Consider the following 20,851-nt stretch of genomic DNA (forward strand, 5'->3'; position numbering starts at 1 on the left):
GTCTACCACCACACCCCTTGACACACGCCCCGCCCCCTTAACTGAGCGGCATTGGGGTTAGGCGGGGGTGCGGAGGGCGGTTTCTACTTGGCGGCGGGTGGCGGGCAGGTCTACGCCGGCTTCGGTGAGGACCAGCGCGGCGAGGCCGTTGCCCTCGCGCAGCAGGCCGAGCAGGATGTGCTCGGTGCCGATGTGGCGGTGGCGCAGCCGCAGCGCCTCGCGCAGCGACAGCTCCAGCACCTTCTTCGCCCGAGCGGAGAACGGGCCGCCCACCTGCCGTCGCCGGCCCCAGCGGCGGCGCGGCGCCGGCATGGCCTCGCGCAGCGCATCGGGGCCGAACGACTCCTCGATCCGGGCCACGATGGCGGCCAGGTCGATGCCGATCTCGCGTAGTGCGGCGGCGTCGGCCTCGGCCAGGCCACTGCCGCCGGTCTCGGTGTGCCGACGGATGCGCTCGCGCAGGTCGTCGGCGGTGACACCGGCGTCGCGGAGCACCCGCACGGCCAGACCGTCACCGTCGGCGAGGATGGCGAGCAGCAGGTGCTCGGTGCCGACCGGCCGCTGGCCCTCGACACGGGCCTCGTCGCGCGCCCGCCGCACCACCGCACGGGCACGGTCGGTGAATCGTTCGAACATCACGCCTCCCAGGAGGATCCGACCGCCGGTCGCCCGGCGTGCTTCTTGTGGACCGCCTGCCGGCTGACCTCGAGCGCGTCGGCGATCTCCTGCCAGGACCAGCCCTGCCGTCGGGCGTTGTCCACCTGGACCACCTCAAGCCGTTCGAGCAGCCGGCGCAGGGCGCGGACCGCGCGCAGGCCGACCCGCGGGTCGGTGCTGCCGGCCGCGGCCGCGAGTTCCGTTGCCTGACTCATGCTGTCAACCTACATTGACATCAGGAGTACGTCAACCTCAGTTGACAACATCAGGGACACGCCCCTCCGGGCCAGACGGCGTGCGGTGGTGTCAGGTTGGCCCGGCGGCGACCTCGGCGGTGCTCCGGAGGATGCAGAACTCGTTCCCCTCCGGATCGGCGAGCACTACCCAACCGGTTCCATCTGCGTTGCGCCGGTCGTCGACGGTGGTCGCACCCAGCTCGATCAGTCGGGCCAACTCGGCGTCGCGCGAGCCTTCGACCGGACGCAGGTCCAAGTGGATTGGGTTCTTGACCTGCTTCGACTCCGGCACCTCGATGAAGAGCAGTCGATGCGTCCGGTCCCGAGACAAGATCATGCATTCCTCGTGCCCCGGCTCGTTCGGATCATCAGGGTCCTCGACGTAGTCGAGGACGGCCTGCCACCAGCGGCACAGGGTGTACGCATCGGCGCAGTCGACGCTGGTATGAGAGATAAAGGACGTCACCCGGGCATCGTTGCATCCGGTACGCGGCCGGGCCGACGAGCGGGCACGCTTCACCGAGCGCGATCGTGACAGCAGGTACGTGGTCAGAGGCGGCCCGCGTCGACGCCGGGACCGTTCTACCCTGCCCCGGTGCGGATCGACCTGGTTGCTCTGATCGTCAACGACTACGACCCCGCGATCGAGTTCTTCACCGGCGTGCTGGGCTTCGACCTCGTGGAGGACGCACCCTCGCTGACGAACGACGGGCGACCCAAGCGGTGGGTCGTGGTGCGGCCGCCCGGCGCGCAGAGCGGAATCCTGCTCGCCCGTGCGGACGGGGACCGCCAACGCGCGACGGTGGGTGACCAGGCCGCAGGGCGGGTCGGCTTCTTCCTCCGGGTCGATGACTTCGATGCCTCGTACGCGCGGATGGTCGAAGCCGGGGTCACCTTCGTCCGGGAGCCACGCACCGAGCCGTACGGCCGCGTCGCGGTCTTCCTCGACATCGCCGGCAACCGCTGGGACCTGCTCGGCTGACGCCCTCAACCCTGCGCCGCGTTCAGCCGCGATCCGCCCGGGCGCGCTGACAACCTGCCAGAGGTGCTCACCGCCGCCGTGTGGCGATCCGGCCCCGGTGGCGTACCGCCGCGACTAGCCTCAGACGCAGGCCGGCGGGACAGCTGCGGGGGTGATGTGAGGTGGCCGCAGCCAGCGACGCGCCGGGAGACGCGCCGATGGACGCGCCGGTGCTCGTCGGCGTCGGTCCGCAGGACGCCCTGCCGGTGGCCCGGCTCGCCGCCCGGGTGGCCGCCGCCCACGGACGCCGGCTGCACCTGCTGCACGCCTTCAACTGGGCCGATCTGGAGGCGCCGGCGGTCTCCGGATCCCGGGCCGACGCCGAGCAGCTGATCTCACAGGCCACCGCGGCGGTCAACGAGAACGAACCGGGCGTGCCGGTCACCACCGAGATCGCCGAGGGCGCGGCGGTGGCGAACCTCGTCCGCAGGTCGGCGACGGCCTTCCTGGTGGCCGTCGGCGACGGCGGCATGGCGCACTGCGAGCGGTGCATCCCGGCCGACAGCCCGGCCGTGCAGGTGGCCGCCCGCGCCGAGTGCCCGGTGCTGGTCGTCCGGCGGGAACCGCCGCCGTCGGGCCCGGTGCTGGTCGGAGTGGACGGATCGGCGTCCGCCGAGGTCGCGCTCGGCTGGGCGCTCGCCTGCGCCGACGCGCACCGCTCGCGGCTGCTGGCGGTGTGGGTGGTCGACTCCGACGCGATGATCGAGGAGGCCACCGAGCGACTCGGCGACCTGGTGTCCCGCCACCGGGCCGGCCGTCCCGACGTCGCGGTGGAGTGCCACGTCATCCGGGGCGAACCCGGTGACGTGCTGGTCGACCAGTCCCGCTCGGCGCAGTTGGTGGTGGTCGCCGCGCGGGGCGACGAGCCGCTGCGCGGCATGCTCGGTGCGGTCAGCCAGGCACTGCTCTACCACGCCCCCTCCCCGGTGATCGTCATCCGCGGCGTGACCGGCCCACCGGACCGCGACAGGTCGTGACACCCGGACCGGCGGGACCAACGGCCCTGATCCAGATCCACCGATCCGGCGAAGCTGGTAGTAGGAACCGCGCGTTGCGGATGCAGAACTCACCGACCCGCGAGAGGCTCAAGCAGTATGGACACCGCCGTAGACCTGCAGAGCACCCTGACCGCTGACGAACTGGGCCGGCTGGACGCCTACTGGCGGGCGGCGAACTACCTCACCGTCGGGCAGATCTACCTGCTGGGCAATCCCCTGTTGCGCGAACCGCTGGCCCCCGAGCACGTCAAGCCTCGCCTGCTCGGGCACTGGGGCACCTCCCCCGGCCTGAACCTGATCTACGCCCACCTGAACCGGGTCATCCTCGCCCGCGACCTGTCGGCCATCTACATCACCGGTCCGGGGCACGGCGGCCCGGCGCTGGTGGCGAACACCTGGCTGGAGGGCACCTGGAGCGAGCGCTACCACGGCATCGGCCGCGACGAGGCGGGCATGGCCCAGCTGTTCCGCCAGTTCTCCTTCCCCGGCGGCATCCCGAGCCATGTGGCGGCGGAGGTGCCGGGCTCGATCCACGAGGGCGGCGAGCTGGGGTACGCGCTCAGTCACGCGTACGGCGCCGCCTTCGACAACCCGGACCTGCTGGTCGCCTGCGTCATCGGCGACGGCGAGGCGGAGACCGGGCCGTTGGCCGGCAGCTGGTTGTCCAACGTCTTCCTCAATCCGGCCCGGGACGGGGCGGTGCTGCCCATCCTGCACCTCAACGGATACAAGATCGCCAATCCGACCGTGCTGGACCGGATCCCCGAGTCCGACCTGCTCGACCTGATGCGGGGCTACGGCTACCAGCCGTACGTGGTGGCCGGCGACGAACCCGCCGCGGTGCACCAGGCCCTCGCGGCCACCCTGGACCGGGCGCTCGACGAGATCGCCGCGATCCAGCGCCGGGCCCGCTCCGGCGCGACCGTCGAGCGTCCCCGCTGGCCGATGATCGTGCTGCGTACGCCGAAGGGCTGGACCGGCCCGCGCGAGGTCGACGGCAAGCAGGTCGAGGGGACGTACCACGCCCACCAGGTGCCGCTGTCCGGCGTGCGCAGCAACCCGTCGCACCTGGCCGAGCTGGAGCGCTGGCTGCGCAGCTACCGGCCGGAGGAGTTGTTCGACGCCACCGGCGCCCCGGTCGCCGAGGTGGCCGCGCTGTCGCCCACCGGCGACCGGCGGATGGGCGCCAACCCGGTCACCAACGGCGGGGAGGTACTGCGCGACCTGGTCCTGCCGGACTTCCGCGACTACGCCGTCGACGTGCCGCGGCCCGGCGCGACGGTCACCGGCGCCACCGGCGAGCTGGGCAAGTGGGTCCGCGACGTGATCGCCGCCAACCCGCAGACCTTCCGTCTCTTCGGCCCGGACGAGGTCGCCTCCAACCGGCTCCAGGCGGCCTTCGAGGTCACCGGCCGGGCCTGGATGGCCCGCACGGTGCCCGGCGACGACCACCTCTCCCCCGACGGGCGGGTGATGGAGGTCCTCTCCGAGCACCAGTGCCAGGGCTGGCTGGAGGGCTACCTGCTGACCGGCCGGCACGGCATCTTCACCAGCTACGAGGCGTTCATCCACATCGTCGACTCGATGGTCAACCAGCACGCCAAGTGGCTGAAGGTCACCCGGGACATCCCCTGGCGGCTGCCCGTCGCATCGCTGAACTACCTGCTCTCCAGCCATGTCTGGCGGCAGGACCACAACGGCTTCTCGCACCAGGATCCGGGCTTCATCGACCACGTGATGAACAAGAAGGCCGAGGTGGTCCGGGTCTACCTGCCGCCGGACGCCAACAGCCTGCTCTCCACCATGGACCACTGCCTGCGCAGCCGGCACTACATCAACGTGGTGGTGGCCGGCAAGCAGGCCGCGCCCAACTGGCTGAGCATGGACGAGGCCGTCGCGCACTGCCGGCGCGGGGTGGGCATCTGGGACTGGGCCAGCACCGACGACGGCAGCGAGCCCGACGTCGTGCTCGCCTGCGCCGGGGACGTACCGACGCTGGAGACCCTCGCCGCGGCGGACCTGCTGCGCCGGCACCTGCCCGAGCTGAAGGTACGGGTGATCAACGTGGTCGACCTGATGCGGCTCCAACCGGCGACCGAGCACCCGCACGGCCTGCCGGACTCCGAGTTCGACACGCTGTTCACGCAGGACAAGCCGATCATCTTCGCGTACCACGGCTACCCGTGGCTGATCCACCGGCTCACCTACCGGCGCACCAACCACGACAACCTCCACGTTCGTGGGTACAAGGAGGAGGGCACCACCACCACACCGTTCGACATGGTCATGCTCAACGACCTGGACCGCTTCCACCTCGTGATCGACGTGATCGACCGGGTGCCGGGGCTCGCCGCCCGCGCCGCACACCTACGGCAGGAGATGACCGACGCCCGCCAGTCGGCCCGCGACTACACCCGCCGGTACGGCGAGGACGATCCCCGGGTGGCCGAGTGGCGCTGGGTCCGCGAGACCGACCAGACCAACCCCTGAGGAGGCAGCCGTGAGCGAGGGTCAACGAGTGGATTCCGGCCGGAGCGGCGCGGAGATCCTGGTGGGCTACGACGGCTCGCCGGATGCGGCAGCGGCGCTGGAGTGGGCGCTGGATCAGGCGCGACGGGACGGCCGGCCGGTCCGGCTGGCGTACGTCTTCGAATGGCTGACCGTGGCCGGCTGGGTCGGCCCGGGCATGACGCCCGGGATGTGGCCCGACGAGAAGGCCCGGCGGCAGGTCGAGGAACTGGTCGTCAAGGCGGCGGCCGACGCCGCGGCCACGCACCCCGACCTGACCGTACGCGGGGAGGTGCTGGACGGCCCGCCGGCCGTGATGCTGGAGGATGGCTCGGCGCGGGCCGGCCTGCTGGTGCTGGGCAGCCGTGGACAGGGCGGCTTCGCCGGCCTGCTCGCCGGCTCGACCGCCGTCGCCGTCACCGCGCATGCCCACTGCCCGGTGGTGGTGGTCCGCAACCGGTCGGCCGAGGGTGCCCGGGCCGGGCACGTGGCGGTCGGCGTGGACGGCTCGGAGCACTCGCTGCTGGCCCTCGGCTTCGCGGTCGAGCAGGCGGCGCTGCGCCGGGTACCGCTGCACGTGGTGCGGGCCTGGCAGCCCCGGCGCGACCAGTGGAGCCTCCTCGCCGAGCAGGCCCGCGACGCGGTGGCCGCCGAGCACGCCGCCGAGGTGGAGGAGTCCGTGCGCCGCTGGCGGGACAGCTTCCCCGAGGTCGAGATAACCGTCGAGACGGCCGCCGCCGCCCCCGCCGGCCTGCTGATCGACGCCAGCCGTAACGCGCAGTTGGTCGTCGTCGGCACCCGGGGGCTCGGTGGGCTGCGGGGCATGCTGCTCGGCTCGGTCAGCCAGCAGCTCATCCAGCACGCGCACTGCCCGGTGGCGGTCGTCCGGGAACGCTGACCGGGATCCGCACCGCAGGTCCCGCCCGGGTCGGGGCCTGCGGGTCGGGCGCGCCGCCCGCCGGTGGCGCACGATGAACCGGACCCGGCCCACGGCCGTACCGATGTGCGGCACCATGGGCAGAGATGGAAAGGTCGTGAGGATGAGCCACCAGTCGCCGGCTACGCACCGCCCGCTGACCACCGCCCTCGCGGAGGCCGCCGCGATGGCCGGCCACGCGCCGTCGGTGCACAACAGCCAGCCGTGGCGCTGGCGGGTGCTCCCCGACGCGCTGGAGCTGCGGGTGGTGCGCGACCCCCGGTTGGCCGCCACGGACCCGGAGGGAGAGCTGATCACCCTCAGCTGCGGCGTGGCGCTGCACCACGCCCGCCTGGCGCTGGCCGCCGAGGGTTGGGCGGCGACGGTCCGGCGGCTGCCCGACCCGGCCGAGGCGGACCTGCTCGCCCGACTGACCGACCCCCAGCCCGCCGGTGCCGATCCGGACGCGATGCGGATGGTGCAGTGCATGCAGGTGCGGCACACCGACCGGCGGCCGGTCAGCGACGAGCCGGTTCCGGGCGACGCGCTGAACGCCATCGCGTCGGCAGCCGGCGGAGAGGGCGGCCGTCTGGAGATCCTCGACCGCGACCAGGTCCTCCAGCTGGCGGCCGCCGCCTCGCACGCCGCCACGGTGGAGGCGGAGGATTCGCGGTTGCGCGAGGAGCTGGAGTACTGGACGAGTCGCGCGGGCGGCACCGGGCTCACCCCGGAGGTGCTGCCGGAGCAGCCCGCACAGACCACCGTGCCGGGCCGGGACTTCGGCCGCCCCGGCACCCTGCCGGTCGGGCCGGGGCACGACCAGTCGGCGTCGTACGCGGTGCTCTACGGCGACGAGGACGAGCCGGTCGACTGGCTGCGCGCCGGTGAGGCGTTGTCGGCCGCCTGGTTGGTCGCCACCCGGCTGGGCGTGTCGGTGGTGCCGCTCAGCGGCGTGGTGGAGGTGCCGGCCACCCGGCAGACCCTGCGTCAGGCGCTGGCCGGGCTCGGCCACCCGTACCTCGTGCTCCGCCTGGGGGTCGCGGACCCGGCCCACACCGGCCCGCCGCACACCCCGCGACTGCCCCGCGAGCAGGTGGTGGACACCTCCGCGGTGGCCGGCGACGCGGCGTAGCGGGCCTCGGGCGTTCTGCGACGACACCGGCCGGTTAGCATCGCCGGGTGACCGTCGGCGCACCCAATCCCCGGCACGAGCCACCGTCGCTCGGCCTGAGCCCGCTGTCCCGAGTCCACCTGGACGAACTGCTCCAGGAGATGCTGGACCGCGTCGGTGAGGTGGTCACCAGCCGGGAACGGCTGCGGGCACTGCTCGACGCGGTCGTCGGCATCGGCACCGACCTGGATCTGCGCAGCACCCTGCGACGGATCGTGCAGTCGGCCTGTGATCTGGCCGGCGCCCGCTACGGCGCGCTCGGCGTGATCGGCCCGGACCGCATGCTGCACGACTTCGTCACCCACGGCATCTCCCCCGAACTGCACGCGAAGATCGGTGACCTGCCGCACGGCCGGGGCGTGCTCGGCCTGCTGATCGACGACCCGAAGCCGCTGCGGATGCCGGACATCACCCAGCACCCGCAGTCCTACGGCTTCCCGCCGCACCACCCACCGATGCACACCTTCCTCGGCGTGCCGGTACGCATCCGCGACCAGGTCTTCGGCAACCTCTACCTCGCCGAGAAGCAGGGCGGCGCCCAGTTCACCGACGACGACGAGGAGATCGTCGTGGCGCTCGCGGCGGCGGCCGGCGTGGCGATCGAGAACGCCCGGCTCTACGCGCTGGCCCACCGGCGGGAGCGCTGGCTCGCCGCCACCGCCGAGATCACCTCGCTGCTGCTCGGCGAGGTACGCCGTACCGACGCGCTGACCCTGGTGGCGCGCCGCGCCCGGGAGGTCGCCCAGGCCGAGCTGGCCCTCGTACTGCTCTACGACGACGAGGCGGAGCACTTCACGGTGGAGGTCGTCGACGGCGCCGGCACCCAGGCCCGCGCGCTGGTCGGCACGGTGCTACCGACCGTGGACACCAGCTTCGCCGGCCCGGTGGCCCAGGGCCGGCACGACCTGGTCGACGACCTGGCCCACGCCGCGCCCTGGCCGGCGGTGCTGCACACCGGGCCGGCGGTGATCTCCCCGCTGGCCACCGCCGACACGCTGCACGGCGTGCTGGTGATCGCGCACGCCGCCGACCACGGCGGCGTCACCGACGACGACGTGACCCTGCTGGGCAGCTTCGCCGGGCAGGCCGCGTTGGCCATGGAACGCGCCCGTGGCCAGGAGGAACGGGAGCAGCTGGTGGTCCTGGAGGATCGCGAGCGGATCGCCCGGGACCTGCACGACGTGGTCATCCAGCGGCTGTTCGCCACCGGCCTGCAACTGCAGAGCGCGGTGCCGGTGGCCACCCGGCCGGAGGTGGCCAAGCGGATCAACGCTGCGGTCGACGACCTGGACACCACCATCAAGGACATCCGCCGCACCATCTTCGAGCTGCGCACCCCGATGAGCGCGGCGCTGCGCACCGAGATCCGCGACGCGGTGGAGGCGGCCGCGGAGTCGCTGGGCTTCCGGCCGAGGCTGGAGCTGACCGGGCCGGTCGACAGCGCCGTGCCCGACGAGATCCGTCCCGACCTCGCCGCCGTGCTCCGCGAGGCGCTGTCCAACGCGGTACGCCACGCCGAGGCGTCGGCCGTGTCGGTGGCCGTGACCGTCGACGCCACCCGGCTCACCCTGGTCGTCACCGACGACGGGGTGGGGTGCGACCCGGCCACCGCCCGGGGCGGGCTGGTGAACCTGCGCGAGCGTGCCGAGCGCCACGGCGGCACCTTCGAGGTACGCCCCGTCACGCCGCACGGCACCGAGCTGCACTGGTCCGTCCCGCTGCGGGACTGACCTCAGGGGGTCAGTGGGCCTTGCCGAGCAGGCGGGTGGCCAGCACGGCGGCCTGGGTACGCCGCTCCAGCCCGAGCTTGGCCAGCACGCTGGAGACGTAGTTCTTCACCGTCTTCTCGGCCAGGAACATCTTGCCGGCGATCTCCCGGTTGGTCAGCCCCTCGGCGACGTACTCCAGGATCCGCCGCTCCTGCTCGGTGAGGGACTGCAACTCGCGGGGCTGCTCCACGCCGCTGCGGATGCGTTCCAGCACCCGGGTGGTGATCGCCGGGTCGAGCAGCGACTGGCCAGCCGCCACCCGGCGTACCGCGTCGACCAGGTCGGTGCCGCGGATCTGCTTGAGCACGTACCCGGACGCGCCGGCCATGATCGCCGCGAACAGCGCCTCGTCGTCCTCGTACGAGGTGAGGATCAGCCCCTTGATCGTGGAGTCCACGGCCCGGACGTCCCGGCACACGTCGATGCCGTTGCCGTCGGGTAGCCGCGCGTCGAGGATCGCCACGTCGGGCCGGAGCGCCGGGATCCGGCGCGCCGCCTCCTGGGCGGAGCCGGACTCGCCGACCACCTCTATGTCGCCGCTGGCGTGCAGCAGGTCGGCGAGACCACGACGTACGACCTCATGGTCGTCAAGCAGGAACACCCGGATCATCCCCCCTTTCTACCCCCTCGCCCCCTCCCCCACCCGGGCCGAAAGTCCCAACCCCTTCGAACCGGGTGGGAGAGGGGGCCTGGGGGGTCGGGACGTGTGGCCCTGCTGGGTGGGAGGTGTGCGGGCGCACTGTGGGGTGGTGAGGGGCGAGCGCTAGGGGGCACGATCATGGATAACGGGTACACCGTCGAGCAGCTGCGGGTCGCCGCGACCGACGCGATCCGTGCACCTTCGCTGCACAACGTCCAGCCGTGGCGGTTCCGGCTGCGCGACGGCGGGATCGAGGTGCTGGTCGACCCGGCCCGGCGGCTGCCCGCCACCGACCCGAGCGGCTGGGGCGCCCGCGTCGCCGGCGGGGCGGCGCTGTTCAACCTGCGCCTGGCCCTGGCCGTGGCGGGCGCACCGGCGACGGTACGGCTGCGCCCGTACCCGTCGGAACCCGACGTGCTGGCCCGGCTGCTGCCAGACCTGCCGCGCCGGCCCACCCCCGTCGAGCAGGAGCTGTACGCGGCGATCCCCCGCCGGTTCAGCAACCGCGCCCCGTTCTGGCCCGACCCGGTGCCGGCCGACTCCCGCTGGCGCCTCGGTGAGGCGGCCCGCGCCGAGCACTGCTGGCTGGAGCTGCTGATCGGGGTGAGCGCGGTCAACGCGTTCGCCGAGATCGCGCACGGCGCGCACCGGGTCCTCGAACGCGACCCGGCCTACCGGGCCGAGCGGGAGGCGTGGGTACGCACCGGACACGCACCGGACGGGATCCCCGCCACCGCCGGCGGCCCGCAGGCCGAGCCGCAGGACCTGCTCCCGTCGCGCGGCATCGGCACCGCGCAGCGGGCACCCGGCCGCGACTTCGAGCCCGAGCCACTGGTCGCAGTGCTCGGGTCGGCCGGCAACACCGCCGTCGACCAGGTCGTCGCCGGCCAGGCGTTGCAGCGGGTGCTGCTGACCGCCACCGAGGCCGGGCTGTCGGTGTCGATGCTGTCCCAGCCGATCGAGGTGCCGACGGCCCGGGAGCAGCTCCGGATGTCGCTGGGGCGGTTCGGCACCCCGCAGATGGTGATGCGGATCGGGTACGGCCAGCCTGGCTGGCCCACCCCCCGCCGCCGGATCGACGAGGTGCTGGACCTGCCGGTACGCCTGGCGTAGGGAGGCGGCCGGTCCGCGATGGCGCACCGCGATGCAGCGGGCGAGGCCCGGGTCAGGCGGGCGCCGTCGGGATCGTCGGGCCGGTGGCGAGCGCGGCGAGCAGGTCGGCCTCCCGGGCGGGACCGAGGCCGACCGGCTCCCGGGCCGGCCGGCCGGCCCGGGCCGGCACGGCACCCACCTGGCGCAGCCAGGCCCAGGTGTCGGCGACGGTGTCGGCCACCGGCCGGCAGGTCAGCCCGTCGGCGTACGCGCGACTGACGTCGAGTTGCTGCATCCACCGGTACGCGTGCCCCGGCGGGATCCAGACCGGCAGATCGTTCCAGGGTTCCACGCCTGCGGCGAGCAACTGCTCCGGATCGGCCCAGCGCAGCCGGGCTCCGGCTCCGGTGACCGTGGCGCAGGCGGCCAGCAACTCCCCCATGGTGGTGTGCCCGGTCCGGCTCACCACGTTGACCGCTCCGCCCCGCCCGGCGGCTGCGGCGTCCAGCAGGAAGGTCGCCAGGTCGCGGACGTCGACGTACTGCACCGGCAGGTCGGCGGGGCCGGGCGCGAGCACGTCACCGCCCCGGGCGAGACGGTGCAGCCACCACGGCAGCCGGCCGATGTCCTCTCCGGGGCCGAGGATCAGCCCGGCCCGGGCGAGCAGCACGCGGTCGCCGAAGACCGCCCGTAGGGCCTGTTCGGCGCCGGCCTTGAGCGTCGGGTAGTCACCGTCGACGGCGTCGGGGTCCGCGTCGACCAGCGGGGACTGTTCGGTGGCACCGGCCCGCACCGGCGGCGCATAGACGGAGCAGCTGGAAACGTAGACGTAGTGCCCGACCCGGTCGGACAGCTCCCGCGCCGCCGCCCGCGCGACCCGGGGCGCACCGTCCCAGGTGTCGACCACGACGTCCCACTCCCCGTCGGCCAACGCGGCCAACCCGTCGGGGGCGGTGCGGTCGCCGACCAGCCGTCGTACGCCCGCCGGCGGCGCACCGTGCCGCCCTCGGTTGAACACCGTCACCGACCAGCCCCGGCGGACCGCCTCGGCGACCGTCACCCCGCCCACGAATCCCGTTCCGCCCATCACGAGAAGTCTCATGCGCTACAGCCTGCCGCCCGTCGGCGGCGCCGAGCGGGCTCGTTCACCCTCGGCGGATCTGCCGACGGCAGAACCGGCGGTGACCCGCGCACGGGTGCGTAGTCGCAGAAGGGCGCGAGTCGCAGAAGGGCGTGTGATCCGCAGAGGCTGCGTGGTTTGCGGGTAGGTGCCGTGCCCGGCGGGCGTCGAAGGCGTCCGCCGGACACGGCCGGGCGGTGCCGCGGGCACGGCGGGCACCACCAGCCGGCTCCTTCATCGAAGGACGGCGCATCCCATCGTCTGCCCCGCCGGACGCGGGCGTCAACAACTTCCGGAAGATTATCGATAGGCAGCTATGCTGCCGGCGCCACGCTGTCCCGGATGACGAGTTCGGTGGCCAACTCCACCCGAGGGCTCTCCACCTTCTCGCCCCTGGCCAGCCGCAACACCGTACGCGCCGCCAACATCCCCATCTCCGCCAACGGCTGCCGCACCGTCGTCAACGGCGGCGAACACCACCGCACCTCCGGCAGATCATCGAACCCCACCACACTGATGTCGTCCGGCACCCGCAACCCCCGCTGCCGCACCGCCTCGTACACCCCCAACGCCATCTGATCACTCGACGCGAAGATCGCCGTCGGCGGCTCCGTCAACCCCAACAACCGCACCCCACCGGAGAACCCCGCCTCGTGGTAGAAGTCTCCGGGGCACACGAGATCCTCGTCGAAGGACAACCCGGCCGCCTCCAGGGCGGCCCGGTAGCCGTCCATCCGGGCCCGGCTGCACATCAACTGCGGCGGCCCGGCGATGAACCCGATCCGCCGATGCCCCAAACCGATCAGATACTCCGTCGCCCGCAGGCCGCCCGCCCAGTTGGTGGCGCCGATGGTCACCGCCTCGCCCGGCGGCAGGCCGTCCGCGTCGACGATCACCACCGGGATGGTCAACCGGCGCAACTCGGCCTGCAGGGGCGGCGCCACCATCGAGGTCACGAAGATGACGCCCTCGGTGCCGCGCCGGCGCATGCCGTCGAGCCACTGCTCGGCGGAGGAGGTCCGGCGATGGATCGCGGAGACGACCGTGCCCACCCCCGCAGCATGCGCCACATCCTCCACACCACGAATGATCTCCACCGCCCACGGGCTGTCCAGATCGTTGAACACCAGATCCACCAACCCGGAACTCGCCCGCATACTCGGCGGCCGACGCCGGTAACCATGCCGCGTCAGCAACTCCTCCACCCGCTCACGGGTCTGCGGAGCCACATCCGAACGACCATTGATCACGCGCGACACCGTCGGCACCGACACCCCGGCGAGGTCCGCTATCGCGGAGATGGTGACTCTTCGGGTGTCTCTGGCAACCACGGCACTCCCCTACCCAACCCGTACGGCGACAGCCCGCACGACTACCCGGGGCGGTCGGGACGGGCAACCGACTGCCAGCCCACACCCTAGTGCCGGAAATTTCACTCGACTATCGGTAGTTGGCGCAGTTCACACCCGGGACTCCTGGTCAGGTCGCGGGCGCCGCCGCGCTGTCCCGGATGACGAGTTCGGTGGCCAACTCCACCCGAGGGCTCTCCACCTTCTCACCCCTGGCCAGCCGCAACACCGTACGCGCCGCCAACATCCCCATCTCCGCCAACGGCTGCCGCACCGTCGTCAACGGCGGCGAACACCACCGCACCTCCGGCAGATCATCGAACCCCACCACACTGATGTCGTCCGGCACCCGCAACCCCCGCTGCCGCACCGCCTCGTACACCCCCAACGCCATCTGATCACTCGACGCGAAGATCGCCGTCGGCGGCTCCGTCAACCCCAACAACCGCACCCCACCGGAGAAACCCGCCTCGTGGTAGAAGTTGCCCGCCTGGATCAGCCGGTCGTCGATCGGGATGCCGGCCGTCTCCAGGGCGGCCCGGTAGCCGTCCATCCGGGCCCGGCTGCACATCAACTGCGGCGGCCCGGCGATGAACCCGATCCGCCGATGCCCCAAACCGATCAGATACTCCGTCGCCCGCAGGCTCCCCGCCCAGTTGGTGGCGCCGATGGTCGGCGCGTCCTGGGCGGGGACGCCGGCGGGATCGACGATCACCGCGGGGATGTTGAGCCGGCGCAACTCCGCCTGCTGCGGCGGTTCGAGGGTGGAGGTCACGAAGATGACCCCCTCGGTGGACCGGGTCCGGATGTTGTCGAGCCACTGCTTGGCGGAGGAGGTGCGGCGGTGAATGGCGGAGACGACCGTGCCCACGCCCGCAGCATGCGCCACATCCTCCACACCACGAATGATCTCCACCGCCCACGGGCTGTCCAGATCGTTGAACACCAGATCCACCAACCCGGAACTCGCCCGCATACTCGGCGGCCGACGCCGGTAACCATGCCGCGTCAGCAACTCCTCCACCCGCTCACGGGTCTGCGGAGCCACATCCGAACGACCATTGATCACGCGCGACACCGTCGGCACCGACACGCCGGCCAAGCGCGCGATGGCCGCGATGGTCACTGTCCGGTTGTCGTTGGCAGCCATCGGTCCTCCCTCTCCTCGCCCGTCCCGGACACCCGTTACTGCCGCTTCGCGACCCTGGTGATGTCCTTGACGATCTGGGCCGGATCCTTGGTACCGGCGATCAGCTCGGCGACGCTGTCGTTGATCTGCCCGCCCACCACCGACGGGAACGCCTGGTCGAGGTAGAGCTGGAAGCCGGTCGCGATGCCCAGGTTGGCGGCCACGACCTGGTTGTTCACGTCCTTGATCCCGCCGGTGGCGGCCTGGTTGGTGGGTAGCACCGCGCCGGTCTGGGCGGCCCTGCGCTGGTTCTTCGCCTGCAGCAGCGTGCGCAGGAAGTCCGCCGTCGAGGCCGGCGCGTCGCGGCCGACCACGAAGCCGTTGCCGCCGCCGAACGCGTCCGTCGCCGATCCCTTGCCGCCCTCGACGGCCGGGAAGGGGAAGAAGGCGAGCCGGTCGCCGAGGCCCCTCTTGCTGGTCGAGGAGGACGCCTGCACCGACGGCGCCCACTGGCCCATCAGCTCCATGGCCGCGCCCTCGTTACCCATCGTCGCGGCCTGCCCGCCCTCGGCCCCGTACTCCGCCCGGAGGAAGTTCCGCTGGAACGGCTCCATGTCGAGCAGTTCCCTGAACCGCTCGCCGGCGGCGACGAAGGCCGGGGTGTTGAAGTTCTTGTCCTCGGCCGCGCGCTGCAACTCCTCGAGGCCGCCGATGCGCATCGCGAGGTACGCCCAGTAGTAGTGCCCGGGCCACTTGTCCTTGCCGGCGAGCGCGATCGGCACGAGGCCGGCCGCCTTGAGCTTGCCGACGGCCTCCAGCAACTTGGCCCAGGTGGCCGGCGGCGTCTCGATGCCGGCCTTGGCGAAGTGGTCCCGGTTGTACCAGAAGCCGACCATGCCGATGTCGAACGGAATCCCGTAGATCCGGTCGTCCACCGTGTACGGCTGCACCGAGGCGGGCAGCAGCTGCCCGATCCACTCCTTGACGTCCTCGGTGATGTCCTTGACGAGGCCGGCCTCGACCTGCTGCCGCAGCGCGCCGCCGCCCCACGACTGGAACAGGTCCGGCGGCGTCTTCGCCTCGATCGCGCCGTTCAGCCTGGTCTTGAAGGCCTCGACCTCCAGCGGCTCCACCGCGATCGTGACGTTACCGTGCGTGTTCTCGTACTGCTTCGCCATGTCTGCCCAGACCCCCAGCATCGGCTCGGCGTCCTGGACGTGCCACCAGTTGATCTTCTGCGGACCTTCCGAGGCACCGCTTTCCCCATCCCCGCAGGCGCCGAGCAGGAGGGCGCCGGCACCGGCGCCGGCCAGACCCAGCAGCGACCTGCGGGAGATGTGCGCTGTCATGGTTCATCCCTTCGGGAAGGTGAGGGTACGCGGAGAGGGCACCGCCCAAGATCGGCGGTGCTACGGAATCGCGGACCGAGACTTTCGCTTCGGTTCCGGTATTTTCGATGTGATGGCGGGCACGTTACGACGCCTTTGCGTCGGCGGTCAAGGGGCTGTCGCGAGGGGACGTCAGCCGATACCGTGAGCGAATCTTGGGGCATCCGGAGCGCTCTTTTCCGGGAAATCACCGGGATCAGGACCTGAAGGAGTCGAACATGTCGACCGAGATCGCAGACGTGGCCACCGCCCGGTCGATCCGAAACCCCGTGCTCACCGGCTTCCATCCGGACCCGTCCATCCTGCGCGTCGACGACGACTACTACCTCGCCACCTCGACCTTCGAGTGGTATCCGGGGGTACGGGTACACCACTCGAAGGACCTCGTGCACTGGCGCGCGCTCGGTGGGATCATCACGGAACGCCGCCTACTCGATCTGCGCGGTTGCGGCGACTCCAACGGGGTCTGGGCCCCTGACCTCACCTACCACGATGGACTGTTCTACCTTGTCTACAGCGACGTGGCCAGTTTTGCCAGCGGCTACTGGGACTCGCAAAACTTCCTCACCACCGCGCCGGCCGTGACCGGCCCGTGGTCGGACCCGGTGCGGCTGCACTCGCGTGGCTTCGACGCCGCGCTGTTCCACGACGACGACGGCACCACCTGGCTGCTGGGGATGAGCGCCGACTGGCGGCCGGGACGCGACCGCTTCGGCGGCATCGAGATCCAGCAGTACGATCCGGTCCGGCGGGAACTGGTCGGCAGCCCTCGCATCATCTTCACCGGTACCGAGGTCGGCCTGACCGAAGGGCCGCACCTCTACCGCCACGACGGCTGGTACTGGCTCGTCACCGCCGAGGGCGGCACCAGCTGGGAGCACCAGGTCACCGTCGCCCGGTCGCGGGACCTCTTCGGGCCGTACGAGGTCGACCCGGCCGGGCCGCTGCTCACCTCCGTCGACCGGCCCGACCTCACCCTGCAGAAGGCCGGCCACGGCAGTCTGGTCCGCACCCAGCACGGCGACTGGTACCTCGCCCACCTGGTGGGACGCCCCTACACCCCGCTGGGCAACTGCGTGCTCGGGCGGGAGACCGCGTTGCAGAAGGTCGACTGGTCGCCGGGCGGCTGGCCCAGCGTCCCCGGCGGCGTCCCCGCCGACGAGATCCCCGCCCCGGAGCTGCCGGCCCACCCGTGGCCCGACGCGCCGGCCACCGACGACTTCGACACCCCGGAGCTGGCCGCCTGCTGGTCGACCCTGCGCCGCCCGGCGACGGACGACTGGATCGACCTGTGCTCCCGCCCGTCGCACCTGCGCGTCTACGGTGGCCAGTCCCCCGTCGGCAGACAGACGCCGAGCCTGGTGGCGCGGCGGGTGGGTGCGGCCCACTGCTCGCTGGAGACCGCCGTCGACTTCGACCCGGGCGACCACCGGCACCTGGCCGGGATCGCCGGCTACTACAACACCCAGAACTGGCACTACCTCTACCTGACCCGGGCCGACGACGGTCGGGCCGTGCTGGAGCTGCTCAGCTGCGACAGCGGTCGACGCACCGCGTACCCGCAGTTCACCGTCGACACCGGTGGCGCCCGCCGGGTCGGCCTGCGGGTGACCTTCGACGGCCCGGCGCTGCGCTTCGCGTACGACCTGGGCGACGGCTGGCAGCAGGTGCCGGTCGAGTTGGACGCCACCATCCTGTCCGACGAGCACGCGGCCCAGATCGTCGACGGTGAACCGGCCGCCTGGGGCTTCACCGGTTCGTTCCTCGGTTTGTGGGTACAGGATCTCGGCGGCGACGGCCGCTACGCCGACTTCGACCACGCTACCTACCTCGAACACTGAATCCCCCGCCCGACCGGCGCACACCTGCCGGATCGGGAATCTTCCGATCCCATCCTGGGGCGTCTCCAGCAGGGCACACGGCCTGCTTCCGGAAGTTTTCGTGGTTGACTGCGGCCATCGATGGCCCTAACGTTTCGGCCAAGTTACCGATCGCCATCCGGAAAATTTCGGCGCCTTCCGCGACCCCGGCCCCGCCCCCGAGCCGACGCGTCCGGCACCGGTGCCGATCATCGTTTCATCCTGCTCAGCCCCGGCACCAACCCTGCACCTTGCGATCGACTTACGTCGATACATAACGAAGGGAATGCAGATGACGTGGAGACGGTGGATGACCGTTGGCGTGGTCGCCTTCGCGACCGCGGCGGCGTTGAACACGGTGCCGGCCACCGCCGGTAAGCCGTACGACCCGACCACGCAGAGCCTGGCCAAGCTCGGCCTGCGGCACGGTCTGCAGATCGGCACCGCGGTCGACATGGCCGCCCTCAACGATGCCAGCGAACCGCAGTACCGCAAGATCGTCGCGACCGAGTTCTCCTCGGTGACCGCGGAGAACGTGATGAAGTGGGAGAGCCTGGAGCCCACCCGCGGCAACTACAACTGGGGCCCGGCCGACCAGCTCGTCGACTTCGCCAAGCGCAACAGGCAGAGCGTGCGTGGCCACGTACTGGTGTGGCAGAACCAGCTGCCGACCTGGCTGACCAGCGGCGTGGCCGACGGCTCCATCAGCAGGCAGGAGCTGCGTGAGCTGCTGCGCAAGCACATCACCACCGTGGTCAGCCGGTACCAGGGCAAGATCTCGCAGTGGGATGTGATCAACGAGGCGGTCAGCGACCCGTGGGACAACCCACCCACCCTGCACTACAAGGGGTTCTGGGCCCAGCACCTCGGGCCCGACTACATCGCCGACGCGTTCCGCTGGGCGCGCGCCGCCGACCCCAAGGCGCTGCTGTTCTACAACGACTACAACATCGAGGCGTTCGGCTCGGGTGACCCGGCGGACGACAAGACGCAGTTCGTCTACGACATGGCCAAGCGGCTGCTCGCCCAGCGCGTCCCGATCGACGGCATCGGCAGCCAGGGCCACCTGGGCACCCAGTACGGCAACTACGACACCCTCCAGGTGGCCGCCGCGCTGAAGAAGTTCGGCGCGCTCGGGCTCGTGACCGCGTTCACCGAGGTCGACGTCCGCAGCCAGCTGACCGAGGCCGTCCAGGCTGGCGACGAGGCGGAGATCAACCCCCGGTTGCAGGCGTCGGCCGCGAACTTCAGCGTGCTGTTGAAGGCGTGCCTCGCCGTACGCAGCTGCCTGTCGTACACCGTCTGGGGCTTCAGCGACAAGTACTCCTGGGTACCGAGCTGGTTCAACGACCCGCCCGAGGGCCTGGCCACCATCTACGACGAGAACTTCCAGCCCAAGCGGGCGTACTACGAGATCAAGTCCGACCTGATCTTCGCCGGCCCGCCGTACGTCCTGCCGCGCATCGCACCCAAGCCCCGCCGCTGACGCTCGTCGCGGCGGGCGGACCACCCACCCACCACCACCGGGCCGTGTGGGGCGTCGGCCCGCCCCACACGGCCCACCACCGGAAGGTCCGACCGATGTCGTCCACCGCCCAGCCCCTGCGCCTCCCGCATCCCGCCGCGTCCGGGCAGCGCACCGAGCCTCCACCGGTACGCCCCGCCGAGGTGGTCGGCTCCGACCACGTCGTGTGCCTCACCTTCGACGACGGGCCGCACCCGGTGCACACCCCGCGCCTGCTCGACATCCTGGCGGCCCATCGCGTCCGGGCGGTCTTCTTCCTCCAGGGCGACCGCGTCATCGAGCACCCCGAGGTGGTACGCCGGATCGCCGCGGCCGGGCACGCGCTGGGCAACCACGGGATGCACCACGACAACATGAGCGCCTGGACCGCCGGCCGGATCGCCTCGGACCTGCTGGAAACCAACGCGGTGGTCCGGCACGCGGTGCCGCAGGCCCGCGTCCCCTACTTCCGGGCACCGTACGGCGCCTGGGGTCAGACCCCCACCGTGGCGACCGCTCTCGGGATGCGGCCGATGGGTTGGCGGCTGGAGGTGGCCGACTGGGAACCACCCGGCACCGACGAGCTGCTGCGTCGCCTCACCGAGGGCGTCGTGCCGGGCGCGGTGGTGCTGTTGCACGACGGCGGCGGGGACCGGAGCCAGACCGTCGACGCCGTCGACCGGGCGATCCCGGTGCTCCGCGCCAGCGGCTGGCGGTTCACCCTGCCCGACGACCGGCTCGCCAGCTGAGACCGCGGGCCGCCGGTCAGCCGGCCTGCGCGATCTGGATCAGGTTGCCGCACGTGTCGTCGAAGACCGCGGTGGTGACCGTGCCCATCTGCAACGGCGCCTGGGTGAACCGTACGCCCAGGCCGCGCAGTCGTTCGAACTCCGCGGCGACGTCCTCGACGGCGAAGGACGTGTACGGGATGCCGTCGTTGACCAGGGCCTCCTTCCACGGCTTGGCCGCCGGGTGCTGGTCCGGTTCGAGCAGCAACTCGCAGCCGTCCGGATCGTCGGGCGAGACGACCGTGAGCCAGCGGGCCTCGCCGAGCGGGACCTCGGTCTTCTTCACGAAGCCCAGCACCTCGGTGTAGAACCGCAGGGCCTCGTCCTGGTCGTGGACCAGAACACTGGTGAGATTGATGCGCATCAGTTCTCCCTCGTTCGGCGGTGGCGCCATCGATCGGTAAGGCGTTGCAGGGGTGCGGTGTCGATGTGGTGGAACTTGTAGCGGCCCTCGCGGTGGCTGGTGACCAGGCCGGCCCTGGCCAGCACCTCCAGGTGCTGGGAGATCGCCTGCCGGGACGAGCCGAGCTGGTACTTCATGGTCAGTCGCGCGCAGATCTCGAACAGCGTCTGGCCGTCGCGCTCGGCCAGTTCGTCGAGGATCCTCCTCCGGGTCGGGTCGGCCAGGGCCTTGAAGATGTCGCCCTCGCCCTCGCCGACGTCGGGCGGAGGTTCGGCGTCGTCACCCACGGCTCGATGATAGGCA

At 71.7% G+C, this 20,851-nt stretch carries 20 protein-coding genes; 10 read left to right on the forward strand and 10 right to left on the reverse strand.

The features are described 5' to 3' along the window. Window positions 1–57: 57 nt before the first annotated feature. The 3 genes from O7615_RS33990 to O7615_RS34000 all read right to left on the reverse strand — a co-directional run bounded on the left by O7615_RS33990 (window position 58) and on the right by O7615_RS34000 (window position 1,359). Window positions 58–636: a Clp protease N-terminal domain-containing protein gene (locus O7615_RS33990; RefSeq protein WP_278181888.1), complete on the reverse strand. Its 579-nt coding sequence runs from the start codon at window positions 634–636 to the stop codon at window positions 58–60. Further along, complete coding sequence (locus O7615_RS33995) at window positions 636–872, reverse strand: HTH domain-containing protein (RefSeq protein ID WP_111218248.1); 237 nt, start codon at window positions 870–872, stop codon at window positions 636–638. The genes O7615_RS33990 and O7615_RS33995 overlap by 1 nt, the downstream gene beginning before the upstream one ends. Before the next feature lie 91 nt (window positions 873–963). Then, a complete protein-coding gene (locus O7615_RS34000) occupies window positions 964–1,359 on the reverse strand; it encodes a VOC family protein (RefSeq protein WP_278181889.1) in 396 nt (131 codons plus the stop codon). Window positions 1,360–1,488: 129 nt separating this feature from the next. Here O7615_RS34000 and O7615_RS34005 point away from each other — a divergent pair, with 129 nt between their 5' ends. The 6 genes from O7615_RS34005 (at window position 1,489) to O7615_RS34030 (ending at window position 9,237) form a co-directional block, all read left to right on the forward strand. Then, entirely contained in the window at window positions 1,489–1,875 is a 387-nt protein-coding gene (locus O7615_RS34005; protein ID WP_278181890.1) for a VOC family protein, read from the forward strand. 197 nt (window positions 1,876–2,072) lie between these two features. Beyond that, entirely contained in the window at window positions 2,073–2,891 is an 819-nt protein-coding gene (locus O7615_RS34010) for a universal stress protein (protein WP_278182336.1), read from the forward strand. A gap of 117 nt (window positions 2,892–3,008) precedes the next feature. After that, window positions 3,009–5,402: a phosphoketolase family protein gene (locus O7615_RS34015; RefSeq protein WP_278181891.1), complete on the forward strand. Its 2,394-nt coding sequence runs from the start codon at window positions 3,009–3,011 to the stop codon at window positions 5,400–5,402. 10 nt (window positions 5,403–5,412) lie between these two features. Continuing rightward, complete coding sequence (locus O7615_RS34020; protein WP_278181892.1) at window positions 5,413–6,318, forward strand: universal stress protein; 906 nt, start codon at window positions 5,413–5,415, stop codon at window positions 6,316–6,318. A gap of 115 nt (window positions 6,319–6,433) precedes the next feature. Continuing rightward, entirely contained in the window at window positions 6,434–7,468 is a 1,035-nt protein-coding gene (locus O7615_RS34025) for a nitroreductase (RefSeq protein ID WP_278182337.1), read from the forward strand. A 95-nt stretch (window positions 7,469–7,563) separates the two neighbouring features. Continuing rightward, the gene (locus O7615_RS34030) at window positions 7,564–9,237 is read left to right on the forward strand and encodes a GAF domain-containing sensor histidine kinase (RefSeq protein WP_278182338.1); all 1,674 of its coding nucleotides are present in this window, start codon (window positions 7,564–7,566) and stop codon (window positions 9,235–9,237) included. Window positions 9,238–9,247: 10 nt separating this feature from the next. On the opposite strand, the gene O7615_RS34035 is transcribed toward O7615_RS34030, so the two are convergent. Further along, window positions 9,248–9,886: a response regulator transcription factor gene (locus tag O7615_RS34035; protein ID WP_278181893.1), complete on the reverse strand. Its 639-nt coding sequence runs from the start codon at window positions 9,884–9,886 to the stop codon at window positions 9,248–9,250. Window positions 9,887–10,054: 168 nt separating this feature from the next. Here O7615_RS34035 and O7615_RS34040 point away from each other — a divergent pair, with 168 nt between their 5' ends. Further along, window positions 10,055–11,029, forward strand: a complete 975-nt coding sequence (locus O7615_RS34040; RefSeq protein WP_278181894.1) for a nitroreductase — start codon at window positions 10,055–10,057, stop codon at window positions 11,027–11,029. Window positions 11,030–11,081: 52 nt separating this feature from the next. Here O7615_RS34040 and O7615_RS34045 read toward each other — a convergent pair whose 3' ends face one another. From O7615_RS34045 to O7615_RS34060, 4 genes are all read right to left on the reverse strand, one after another. Continuing rightward, complete coding sequence (locus O7615_RS34045) at window positions 11,082–12,110, reverse strand: NAD-dependent epimerase/dehydratase family protein (RefSeq protein ID WP_278181895.1); 1,029 nt, start codon at window positions 12,108–12,110, stop codon at window positions 11,082–11,084. A 332-nt stretch (window positions 12,111–12,442) separates the two neighbouring features. Further along, window positions 12,443–13,459: a LacI family DNA-binding transcriptional regulator gene (locus O7615_RS34050; protein WP_278181896.1), complete on the reverse strand. Its 1,017-nt coding sequence runs from the start codon at window positions 13,457–13,459 to the stop codon at window positions 12,443–12,445. Window positions 13,460–13,607: 148 nt separating this feature from the next. Next, entirely contained in the window at window positions 13,608–14,627 is a 1,020-nt protein-coding gene (locus O7615_RS34055) for a LacI family DNA-binding transcriptional regulator (protein WP_278181897.1), read from the reverse strand. A 35-nt stretch (window positions 14,628–14,662) separates the two neighbouring features. Next, a complete protein-coding gene (locus O7615_RS34060; RefSeq protein WP_278181898.1) occupies window positions 14,663–15,955 on the reverse strand; it encodes an extracellular solute-binding protein in 1,293 nt (430 codons plus the stop codon). A gap of 257 nt (window positions 15,956–16,212) precedes the next feature. Between O7615_RS34060 and O7615_RS34065 the strand changes: the two genes are divergently transcribed. From O7615_RS34065 to O7615_RS34075, 3 genes are all read left to right on the forward strand, one after another. After that, window positions 16,213–17,835 carry a glycoside hydrolase family 43 protein gene (locus tag O7615_RS34065; RefSeq protein WP_278181899.1) on the forward strand — a complete coding sequence of 541 codons (1,623 nt, stop codon included), beginning with the start codon at window positions 16,213–16,215 and terminating at the stop codon, window positions 17,833–17,835. 328 nt (window positions 17,836–18,163) lie between these two features. After that, window positions 18,164–19,339 carry an endo-1,4-beta-xylanase gene (locus O7615_RS34070; protein WP_278181900.1) on the forward strand — a complete coding sequence of 392 codons (1,176 nt, stop codon included), beginning with the start codon at window positions 18,164–18,166 and terminating at the stop codon, window positions 19,337–19,339. 95 nt (window positions 19,340–19,434) lie between these two features. Next, window positions 19,435–20,106: a polysaccharide deacetylase family protein gene (locus tag O7615_RS34075; protein ID WP_278181901.1), complete on the forward strand. Its 672-nt coding sequence runs from the start codon at window positions 19,435–19,437 to the stop codon at window positions 20,104–20,106. A 16-nt stretch (window positions 20,107–20,122) separates the two neighbouring features. Here O7615_RS34075 and O7615_RS34080 read toward each other — a convergent pair whose 3' ends face one another. Beyond that, the gene (locus O7615_RS34080; protein ID WP_278181902.1) at window positions 20,123–20,509 is read right to left on the reverse strand and encodes a VOC family protein; all 387 of its coding nucleotides are present in this window, start codon (window positions 20,507–20,509) and stop codon (window positions 20,123–20,125) included. After that, window positions 20,509–20,835, reverse strand: coding sequence for a metalloregulator ArsR/SmtB family transcription factor (locus O7615_RS34085; RefSeq protein ID WP_278181904.1), 327 nt, complete (start codon window positions 20,833–20,835; stop codon window positions 20,509–20,511). The genes O7615_RS34080 and O7615_RS34085 overlap by 1 nt, the downstream gene beginning before the upstream one ends. Window positions 20,836–20,851: the final 16 nt, after the last annotated feature.

This window comes from Micromonospora sp. WMMD1082 (assembly GCF_029626175.1).
Taxonomy (GTDB): domain Bacteria; phylum Actinomycetota; class Actinomycetes; order Mycobacteriales; family Micromonosporaceae; genus Micromonospora.